Origin of the sequence: Rheinheimera sp. NSM (assembly GCF_052380015.1) — a bacterium.
Taxonomy (GTDB): domain Bacteria; phylum Pseudomonadota; class Gammaproteobacteria; order Enterobacterales; family Alteromonadaceae; genus Alishewanella.
Window position 1 is genome coordinate 69,605 of the sequence record NZ_JBQTCI010000009.1, and the last position, 9,592, is coordinate 79,196.

A 9,592-nucleotide genomic window follows, 5' to 3' on the forward strand; every position below is an offset into this window, starting at 1 on the left:
TCTAATACGTAATTGCTTTGTAACAGGGTTTTTCGCCGCCGGCCGGAGCAAACATGAAGTTTTTACTGCGCGCATTGCTTTACAGCGCCTTGCTGTATAGCTGCTATCAACTGTTGGCCGCCATGTCGCGTCAGGACGCCGCACTGCCGCAGTTATTGCAGGATTATGCCGATAAATCCTTGCGGCAGTATTTATGTCAGGCGCCGGTAAGTTGGCGTATTGGCCGGCTGGATCCGGCGTTTGATTTAACCTTAGAGCAAGCCGAACAGGCAGCGCATGCCGCCGCTGCGCAGTGGAACACCGCCTTGGGCACAGAATTATTTCGTTATGACAGCGTAGACGGTTTTCCGATTAACTTTGCCTACGATGAGCGCCAGCAGCAACTACTGCAGCAAGCTCTGCTGCAGCGTAATATTGCGCGTTATGACAGCAATATTGATCAGCGTGGCGCCAACCTGATGCAGCAAAGCGAACGACTAAAGCAAAAACAGCAGCAGTTTGCGCAGCAGAACCAGCAGTTTGCCGCTGCAGTGGCAGCCTTTGAGCGCAAAGCGCAACAGGTTACTGCGGCTAATCGCAAAGCCTTACAGCAAGAGCAGCAACAACTGAATGCGCGGCAGCAACAGTTACAACAACAGGCCAGCGCATTAAATGCCGAACAACAAAGCTTGCTGCGCGAGCAGCGTTATTTAAACGATACGGTGGCAGATCGCAATGCGCTGTTGCCGTTGCAAGCGCCGGCTGCTACCACCGCCGAAGTGGGTGTGATGGAAATTAAAGGCCGCCGGCGCAGCATGACTATTTATGCCTACAAGACCCTGACCGACTTACAGCTGACCATGGCGCACGAATTTGGCCATGCGCTGGGTGTCGGCCACACCGAAGGCGCGGCCTCGGTAATGCATCAGCAGTTAAATACGGCGCAAAGCCGGCTAACGCCGGAAGATATTCAGGCGCTGAAAATGCAGTGCGGCTTTTAGCGTTGCACTGTAGTTCAGCGTTTACCTGGCGCTAAACAGTTTTTGCTCCAGTGTTTGGCCTTTGGTCAGGTTGCGGTAGCGCAAGCCATTGGCGGCTAAGCATTGCAGTAACGCCAAATCAAAGTTGGCATTGTGCTGTGGCTCATAGCACAGCAGCAGCTCTTTTTTCTGCAGCGGGCGAATAGTTACCAGCCCGGGCAGTTGGCTCAGTGCCTGTGTCACAGCGTCAGCGTTATCGTCTTCCAGTTGCAAGGTTAAATAGCACTGCTGTTTATCGGCGTCGCCGGCTGCTTCGGCCTGTAACTTACCTTGCTCAAGATACAACACTTTATTGCACAGCTGTTCCAACTCAAAAATATTGTGTGAGCTGATCATAAAGCTGACTTCGCCGCTTAAGTGGCTAATCAGTTGGCGGATATGCAGCGCGTTAACCGGGTCCAACCCGGCAGTAGGCTCATCCAGCAGGATCAACTGTGGCGAGCCGATAAAAGCCTGGGCAATGGCAGCTCTTTTGCGCATGCCGTGGCTCAGTGCCGCAGCTTTTTGCTGCACCTGGTCAGCTAAATCAACCAGCGCCAGTACCCGCAGGGTTTCTTCGTGTGCCGCTTTGCGGCTTAAGCCCTGCAGACGGCCATAAAAATCCAGCTGTTCGCCAATACTGAAAGCCGGGTCAAACTGTGCATCTTGCGCCAGAGCCGCCACCTTACCAAACAAGGCGCTGCTGCCGGCGGGGTGGCCAAACAGGCTGACACTGCCGCTGTCCGGGCGTAAATAGCCGCACAAAATACTGAATAAGGTGGTTTTACCGGCCCCGTTGGGGCCGATTAACGCCGCCACATCGCCTTGCACCAGCTCAAAACTCAGCTGCTGTAATACGGTTTTACTGCCAAAGCGTTTGCTCAGGTCACGACACTGAATAATCGGCTTCATAAGGCTTTCCTTGTTAATAACAGGCTGGCGGCGCTGAGTAATACCAGAGTTTGCAGCAGCGGCAGCAAGGCATGTTGCAGCGTTTGCCAGCCCTGCAATGGCAGCAATTGCAAGACCTGGGTGCCCGGCAGATAACCGAGCAGAAACAAAAAGTCCGGAAAGTAGAAAATAAACCAGCTCAGCAGGGCAAACAGCAGCCCCAGGCTGACAATGGCCAGGCTGACCGCCAACCTGGACGAGCGCACCATGGCAGAAAAACAGCTCATCAGTGCAGTAAACGGCAGCAATACCAGCAGTAAATTAACAGCAATCACCGCCGCCGCATGCAGCATCGGCAGGCTTAAGCTGCCTTCACGCCAGGCTGCCAGTGATAAAGTGGCCGCCAGCGACAGCAGAATTAAGCAACCCTGCACCAGCATCTGGCCGGCAAAACGGCCCAGTACTATACTCAGCCGGCTGCTGCGCAGCGCCAACAAGCGCAGGGTGCCGCGCTCAGCATCACTGCACAATTGGTTAGCGGTAAAAAACAAACACAGCAGCGGTAGCAGCAATAAACTCAAAATCCAGTATATCGCCAGCTCCGGCGCAGGCCAGGCAAACAACTGGCTTAAGCCAAAGCTGCCGAACATATCGCGAAACAGCTGCTGAAAGCCGTCACTGGCTATGACATCGCTGGCCGGCGCTATGGCGTAGCGCAGCAGAAAGAACCAGATCACTGCGGTGGCGGCTAATGTCATCAGGCCGCGGCGGGTAAGCCACAAGCGGCGTAGCTCAAAACCGGCATACAGGCCGCAGTGCTGTAATGTTTGCTTAAGGTGGGGCATTGCTGATACTGCCATAGTGCTGTCCTGTGCATTGAGTATAAAGCGGTATAGGGTTTAACAACATTTTGTGCTATTGCTGTCGTTGCTATTGCAGTATCAGTGCCATTTAATTAACTATTAAATTCAATGCGTTGTAATTTCGTGCTGTTGCTGGTGTGGCAAATAGCACGAAAAAATCGCCAATTTAACCATTTAGTTTGCCCGGCTGTTGCTGCAGCGGGCATTGGCGACACAGGCACAGCAGTAAATAGCCGGATTTATTGCGCGGCGATAATTTTAATCTCAATTTTCCATTTCGGGTCGGCCAGCTTAGCTTCAACCGTGGCGCGGGCCGGCGCATGGCCTGGCACTACCCAGTTATCCCAGGCCAGATTCATCGCGGCATAGTCGGCCATATTGGCCAGGTAAATGGTGGCATCAACCAGCTTGCTTTTGTCACTGCCGCACTGCGCTAATAAGGCATCAATTTGCGCCAGCACATCTTCTGTTTGGCTGGTGGCATTGCTGCTGGCCGTATCCGGCACCATGCCGGCACAAAAAATTAAACCGTTTACAATTACCGCTTCAGAATAGCGGCTGGCGGGTAAAATACGTTGAATAGTCATCAGTTACTCCTTTAGGTATCTTGCTACAGGCTAACCTGAAGCGGTGCCGATCACCAGTCGGAGCAGTAGCGGTGGCAGGCAAAAAAAACGCGCTGTCAGGATGAGAGCAGCGCGCCAAAGTCGTGGTTGGGAGGGTACACGAAACCTTTTTGTCAGTTGAATATGAGCATCAGTTGTACAAATAAAACGCAGTGCTATTGTTGCTGTTTACCTCAATTAAATCGTATTGCTGCATTTGCGGTATCGCCTGTTGAATTTGGCTTTCCAACACATCTAATTGCTGCAAGTTGGTACACATAGCATCGCCGCGTTGTTCCAGCGCGCTGGCTTTAATATCCATCCGTGCTTCTAAATCTTCACCAAAGCGCTGCATGCGTTCGCCAAAAGCTTCCATCCGTTGCTCAAAGTTGCCCTCACCACTGGCCATGGCTTTGCCCACCAGCATTAAAATGCTGCCCATCGAATTAGTAACGGCTTCTTCAATGGCTTGTTCAAATTCGGCACCAAAGGCGTCATCTATGCTGTCAAAACGGCTGCCGTAAATGTCGATACTATCGCCGCTGCGAACAACGATGCTTTCAGTGCTGGTTTTAATTTTATCCAGCGCTTTTTGCAACGCCGGATGCTGTTGCAACGAGTCACCGGTTAGCTCGGTCAGTACAGAGTCGACGGCATTTGCCGCCAGTACCAGCGCATCCTCTACCAAAGCTACCGTTTCCAGCGTTTGCGTGCGGATCCCGGCCTGATAGTCACGCAGCAACGCTTGAGTATTGCTGTCGGTGGTTATGGCTTTGCCATCCAGCCACAGTTGGCCGTTGTTGTTAATGCGCCACAGCTCAGTGCTGCCATCTTTCATGCTGACCAGCTGGCTGTTGATAGATAAGTCTTTATCAAAATTCACATTACAGCTGTGGTCGTTGTGCGCCATTACGGCAGTGCTGATACTGGTTAACATAAAACCGCTGGCAATAAGTAAGTTTTTCATTTTGGTTATCCTTGTGGCCGTTAGCCGCTGTTGATTACGTCTGAACTGTTATTACGCCAGAGCTGTTACAAAGTTAATGCCAATATTTAAGTCGATGTTATTTATGAAAAAGTTTAAAGGCTGATGCTAAATATTTTTCCATGCTTAGCGCTTTTCACTATTTATTGGTCTGTTTTTCAGTGTTGTGGCCTGGCAAGGTTGCGGGTTTTTAATTACTTATTGGAATAAAGAAGAGAGATCCATTCTTTTACCGGCATACATATAGACGGCTAAAATGCCTGCAATTATTGTGTGCAGGGTGTTTTATGCTTTTATCTTCCTTAGTGGCGCAGGCCAGTCCATTGTCCGAGCAGCAGGTAAGCCAGTTGCAGGGCTTAGTCAGCCAGCTAAACCCTATTCAGCAAGCCTGGGTTAGTGGTTATCTGGCGGCAAGTGCCCAGCTAGCGGGGCAAGTTGCTGGCCAGACAGCACCCGCAGCGGCGCAGGCTAATGCCAGCCTGACCATTTTATTCGGCTCGCAAACCGGCAATGCCCGTCATGTCGCTGAAGCCTTAGCCAAACAAGCGCAGGGCAAAGGCCTGGTGGCTAAAGTGGTTGATATGGCCGAATACAAAACCACCCAACTGAAGAATGAGCAATATCTGGTTATTGTCACCTCTACTTACGGTGAAGGTGAGCCGCCGGAAAATGCCATTGGCCTGCATAACTTTTTATTCAGCAAAAAAGCACCGAAGCTGGCCGGGTTAAAATATGCCGTGCTGGGCTTAGGCGACACCAGCTATGAGTTTTTCTGCAAAACCGCGCAAGACTTTGATCAGCGCTTAGCGGAACTGGGCGCTACGTCAGTGTTGCCACGCATTGATTTAGATGTAGATTACCAGGCACAGGCCGACAGCTGGAGCAACGAGTTGGTTAGCAAGCTGGAGCCGGAATTAACCGCCTCTGCCGCGCCGTCAGCGCAGGTTATTGCCTGGCCGGGCGCAGACACGACGACAGGTGCCGCGAGCCAGTACAACAAACAACAGCCGTTTGCTGCCGAGCTGTACACTAACCAGAAAATTACCGGCCGCGACTCCACTAAAGATGTGCGCCATATCGAAATTTCACTGGCCGGCAGTGGCTTAACTTATCAGCCGGGCGATGCGCTGGGCGTGTACTTCAGCAATGATCCGGAGTTAGTGCGTGAACTGCTGCTGTTAACCGCCATAGCGCGTGATACGCCGGTTGCGCTGTCTGATGACAAACTGACTGTAGAGCAGGCACTAACCGAACAGTTGGAACTGACGCAGTCGTATCCGGCCTTTGTCGAGAAATACGCTGCGGCCACAAACAACGCAGCCTTAACCGCGCTGGCCGCCGATAAAGCCGCGCTGCGCGCTTACATTAACGAGCGGCAGATTATTGATATCGTACGTGACTACCCTGGTTTGCTTAGCGCTCAGCAATTAGTGGATGCGCTGCGTAAACAGCAACCGCGGTTATACTCTATTGCCTCCTCTCAAGCCGAAGTGGAAGAGGAAGTGCATTTAACGGTAGCTGTGGTGCGCTACGATGCTTACGGCCAGCCGCATTTGGGCGGTGCCTCCGGCTTTTTAGCCGAGCGTTTGGCTGAGGGCGCTAAGCTAAAGGTATTTGTTGAGCACAATAACAACTTCCGTTTGCCGGCCAATGACGATACCCCGGTAATTATGATTGGCCCTGGCACTGGCATAGCGCCGTTTCGCGCCTTTTTACAACAGCGTGACGCCAGCGGCGCCAGTGGCAAAAACTGGTTATTTTTCGGCAACCCGCATTTTACCCAGGACTTTTTATACCAGCTGGAGCTGCAAAGTTACCTCAAGCGCGGCCTGCTAACTAAGCTGGATGTGGCCTTTAGCCGCGATCAGGCTGCTAAAGTGTATGTACAGGACAAACTGCGCCAACACGGTAGTGACGTATGGCAATGGCTGCAAGATGGAGCGCACCTGTATATTTGCGGTGACGCCAACCGGATGGCGAAAGATGTGCAACAGGCCTTACTGGATATAGTGCAACAATATGGCGGTAAAACCGCTGAACAAGCGCAAGCTTACTTAGACGAATTACGTGTCGCAAAACGTTATCAGAAGGACGTGTATTAATGAGCCAGTATCCAATTAATCCAGATTTAGTGGCACCGGGTGCACTGTCTGATAACGAGCGCTTAAAAGCAGAAAGCGGGCATTTGCGCGGCACCATTGAAAGCGATCTGAAAGATGAGATCACCGGTGGTTTTAACGGTGATAACTTTATGCTGATCCGCTTTCACGGCATGTATCAGCAGGATGATCGTGATATCCGCGCCGAACGCACCGCGCAAAAACTCGAGCCGCTGCACAACGTGATGCTGCGCGCCCGGATGCCGGGCGGTATTATTACCCCGCAGCAGTGGCTGGCGATTGATAAATTCGCTGCCGACAACACTATGTACGGCAGTATCCGTTTAACCACGCGGCAAACCTTTCAGTTTCACGGCGTGTTAAAGCCGCATATTAAGCCGATGCATCAGTTTTTACACAGCATTGGCATTGATTCTATCGCCACCGCCGGCGATGTTAACCGCAATGTGCTGTGTACCTCTAACCCGGTAGAGTCAGAGTTGCACCAGCAAGCTTATGAGTGGGCGGCGAAAATCAGCGAGCATTTGCTGCCGAAAACCCGCGCCTATGCCGAAATTTGGCTGGATGAAGAAAAGGTGGAAACCACCGAAGTAGAGCCGATCCTCGGTGACAACTACCTGCCACGTAAGTTTAAAACCGCGGTAGTTATTCCGCCGCACAACGACATTGACGTACACGCTAACGATTTAACCTTTGTTGCGGTGGCTGAAAACGGCCAGTTGGTGGGGTTTAATGTGCTGGTGGGCGGCGGTTTAGCCATGACGTTTGGCGATGATGCCACTTACCCGCGTATGGCTGATGACTTGGGCTATGTCGCGCTGGAACACACGTTAAAAGTGGCTGAGCATGTGGTAACGGTACAGCGTGATTACGGCAACCGTTCAAACCGCAAAAATGCCAAAACCAAATACACCATCGACCGCATTGGCCTGGACGCCTTTCGCGCCGAAGTGGAAGCGCGCACCGGCGTGGCCTTTGCTCCTGTGGTGCCCTACAGCTTTACCAGCCGCGGCGATCGTATCGGCTGGGTAGAAGGTATCGACGGCAAACACCACCTCACACTATTTATCGAAAACGGCCGCGTGTTGGATTTCCCGGGCAAACCGCTGAAAACCGGGTTGGCGAAAATTGCCGCTGTACATCAGGGCGATTTGCGCATGACCGCCAACCAAAACCTGATTATTGCCGGGGTACCGGCGGCGCAAAAAGCCGAAATTGAAGCTATTGCCCGCAGCCATGGCTTAATTGATGACGGCCACAGCGAACAGCGTAAAAACTCGATGGCCTGTGTATCGTTCCCAACCTGCCCGTTGGCGATGGCCGAAGCTGAGCGCTATTTGCCGGAATTAGTAACCAAGGTGGAAGCCTTACTGGGCAAACACAATGTCGCCGACGAGCATATCGTACTGCGTGTTACCGGCTGCCCGAATGGTTGTGGCCGCGCCATGCTGGCCGAAGTAGGCCTGGTGGGCCGTGGCCCGGGCAAATACAACCTGTATCTGGGCGGTAACCGTGAAGGTACCCGCATTCCGCGCCTGCTGCTGGACAACGTCGGCGAAACGGACATTCTGGCGACGCTGGATGGCTTAATTGGCCGCTGGGCCACTGAGCGCAGCAACAGCAGCGAAGGCTTTGGTGATTTCGTGATAAGGGCCGGTGTAATAGCGCCGGTAGTGGTGCCAAAAGATGACTTCCATAGCTAAGCAGGTCGCCGTTGTGGCCGGCAGCAGCAAGTTTCGCACTATATTGCAGCAGGACGATGCCACGCAGCAAGCCTGGCTGGACGAAGCTAACCATATACTGACGCCGCTAAGCGCGGCAGAGCGCGTGCGCTGGGCACTGGATAACCTGCCACAAAACCCGATGCTAAGCTCCAGCTTCGGCATTCAGGCGGCGGTAATGCTGCACCTGGTAACGCAGCAACAGCAGGATATCCCGGTAGTATTAACCGATACCGGCTATTTGTTCCCGGAAACCTATCAGTTTATTGATCAGTTAACGGCGCAATTGCAGCTGAACCTGCAGGTATACCGTGCAGAGCTAAGCCCTGCCTGGCAGGAAGCGCGCTTTGGCCAGCTGTGGCACAGTGCCGAAGGTATTAAGCAGTACAACCGGTTAAATAAAGTCGAGCCGATGCAACGTGCACTGCAGGAACTGCAAGTAGGCAGCTGGTTTACCGGCCTGCGCCGCAGCCAAAGCAGCAGCCGTGCCGATAAAGCCATTATTGAAATCAGCCGCGGCGTGGTAAAAATTCAGCCGATTATCGACTGGAGCAATAAAGATGTATTTTATTACTTAAAACAGCACGGTTTAAGCTATCACCCGCTGTGGGAGCAAGGCTATGTCTCGGTAGGTGACACCCACTCTACCCGCAAGCTGGAGCTGGGCATGAGCGAAGAAGATACCCGCTTTAACGGCTTCGGCCGCGAGTGCGGCCTGCATATGGACGGTGATGGTATCTAGCGTTGACAGTCGCAGAGTTCGGTTATTTACCTTGCAGAACTTTGCGGTTGTCCCATGAGTGCCTCATCATACCTGGCTGGCAGAAATCTGTGGTTTGGTAACGGATACTATAACAGCCTGCTCCAGCATCGTTGGCACCACATATCGCAAATGCACTTTTTGGATCATTGCCATATAAAATCGACCAAAACCGTTCTTACATTGCACTTTGCTACCCAGGCTGAAACGTATACCGCCATTGTTTAGCCTGTTCACGGCTACGGAAGAGCGAAACCTAAGATGCTTATCATCGGCACCAAGAATAACTTCAGCAGCATTACCGGCAGTATCAACGTATTGTTCCAGAACGGGAAAGCGCTGAGCGAAAAGACAACTGCGATTATCAGACAGCAATGAAGATACCGGGCAACCCAGAGGTGATGTTCGTAAGCCAAATGGTTTGACGATTATATTACGTGTCAACATCAGTGCCGTCACACCTGAAGCAGGTTGCGAAATGAAGGCATCCAAAAGTTGCACCAACAGCTGTGGACTGGTGGCATTCGGTGGAACATCTTCGGCTTTAATGTCAATGCTAAAGCAATCTTCGTGTTCACATGCCTCTTCGGCAAACTGCCTGTTTAACAATGAATCAGCCGGTATTTGGCGTTTTGTTACGGCATACGAT

9 protein-coding genes are annotated in these 9,592 nt (G+C 52.2%); 4 read left to right on the forward strand and 5 right to left on the reverse strand.

Annotated elements, in window-relative coordinates; translation table 11 throughout:
- Positions 1 to 53 precede the first annotated feature (53 nt).
- Complete coding sequence (locus ACTZWV_RS18845; RefSeq protein WP_444788033.1) at positions 54 to 980, forward strand: matrixin family metalloprotease; 927 nt, start codon at positions 54 to 56, stop codon at positions 978 to 980.
- A 21-nt stretch (positions 981 to 1,001) separates the two neighbouring features.
- On the opposite strand, the gene ACTZWV_RS18850 is transcribed toward ACTZWV_RS18845, so the two are convergent.
- The 4 genes from ACTZWV_RS18850 to ACTZWV_RS18865 all read right to left on the reverse strand — a co-directional run bounded on the left by ACTZWV_RS18850 (position 1,002) and on the right by ACTZWV_RS18865 (position 4,324).
- Complete coding sequence (locus tag ACTZWV_RS18850; protein WP_444788034.1) at positions 1,002 to 1,910, reverse strand: ABC transporter ATP-binding protein; 909 nt, start codon at positions 1,908 to 1,910, stop codon at positions 1,002 to 1,004.
- The gene (locus ACTZWV_RS18855) at positions 1,907 to 2,749 is read right to left on the reverse strand and encodes an ABC transporter permease subunit (protein WP_444788035.1); all 843 of its coding nucleotides are present in this window, start codon (positions 2,747 to 2,749) and stop codon (positions 1,907 to 1,909) included. The genes ACTZWV_RS18850 and ACTZWV_RS18855 overlap by 4 nt, the downstream gene beginning before the upstream one ends.
- Positions 2,750 to 2,991: 242 nt before the next feature.
- Positions 2,992 to 3,339 carry a RidA family protein gene (locus ACTZWV_RS18860; RefSeq protein ID WP_444788036.1) on the reverse strand — a complete coding sequence of 116 codons (348 nt, stop codon included), beginning with the start codon at positions 3,337 to 3,339 and terminating at the stop codon, positions 2,992 to 2,994.
- A 169-nt stretch (positions 3,340 to 3,508) separates the two neighbouring features.
- Complete coding sequence (locus tag ACTZWV_RS18865; protein ID WP_444788037.1) at positions 3,509 to 4,324, reverse strand: YggN family protein; 816 nt, start codon at positions 4,322 to 4,324, stop codon at positions 3,509 to 3,511.
- 305 nt (positions 4,325 to 4,629) lie between these two features.
- On the opposite strand from ACTZWV_RS18865, the gene ACTZWV_RS18870 reads away from it, so the two are divergent.
- Genes ACTZWV_RS18870 through ACTZWV_RS18880 form a run of 3 tightly spaced genes read left to right on the forward strand, consistent with a single transcriptional unit; the run spans position 4,630 to position 8,925 of the window.
- Positions 4,630 to 6,444, forward strand: coding sequence for an assimilatory sulfite reductase (NADPH) flavoprotein subunit (locus ACTZWV_RS18870; RefSeq protein ID WP_444788038.1), 1,815 nt, complete (start codon positions 4,630 to 4,632; stop codon positions 6,442 to 6,444).
- Entirely contained in the window at positions 6,444 to 8,165 is a 1,722-nt protein-coding gene (gene cysI / locus ACTZWV_RS18875; protein ID WP_444788039.1) for an assimilatory sulfite reductase (NADPH) hemoprotein subunit, read from the forward strand. The genes ACTZWV_RS18870 and cysI overlap by 1 nt, the downstream gene beginning before the upstream one ends.
- A complete protein-coding gene (locus tag ACTZWV_RS18880; protein ID WP_444788040.1) occupies positions 8,149 to 8,925 on the forward strand; it encodes a phosphoadenylyl-sulfate reductase in 777 nt (258 codons plus the stop codon). Before cysI ends, ACTZWV_RS18880 begins: the two co-directional genes overlap by 17 nt.
- 66 nt (positions 8,926 to 8,991) lie before the next feature.
- On the opposite strand, the gene ACTZWV_RS18885 is transcribed toward ACTZWV_RS18880, so the two are convergent.
- Positions 8,992 to 9,592, reverse strand: a 601-nt coding sequence (locus ACTZWV_RS18885) for a DUF2867 domain-containing protein (RefSeq protein WP_444788041.1), incomplete at its 5' end; no start/stop codon positions are given.

Coding starts and splice junctions, on each gene's coding strand:
- ACTZWV_RS18845 (WP_444788033.1), top strand. CDS start 54: ATGAAGTTTTTACTGCGCGCATTGCTTTACAGCGCCTTGCTGTATAGC.
- ACTZWV_RS18850 (WP_444788034.1), bottom strand. CDS start 1,910: ATGAAGCCGATTATTCAGTGTCGTGACCTGAGCAAACGCTTTGGCAGT.
- ACTZWV_RS18855 (WP_444788035.1), bottom strand. CDS start 2,749: ATGGCAGTATCAGCAATGCCCCACCTTAAGCAAACATTACAGCACTGC.
- ACTZWV_RS18860 (WP_444788036.1), bottom strand. CDS start 3,339: ATGACTATTCAACGTATTTTACCCGCCAGCCGCTATTCTGAAGCGGTA.
- ACTZWV_RS18865 (WP_444788037.1), bottom strand. CDS start 4,324: ATGAAAAACTTACTTATTGCCAGCGGTTTTATGTTAACCAGTATCAGC.
- ACTZWV_RS18870 (WP_444788038.1), top strand. CDS start 4,630: ATGCTTTTATCTTCCTTAGTGGCGCAGGCCAGTCCATTGTCCGAGCAG.
- cysI (WP_444788039.1), top strand. CDS start 6,444: ATGAGCCAGTATCCAATTAATCCAGATTTAGTGGCACCGGGTGCACTG.
- ACTZWV_RS18880 (WP_444788040.1), top strand. CDS start 8,149: ATGACTTCCATAGCTAAGCAGGTCGCCGTTGTGGCCGGCAGCAGCAAG.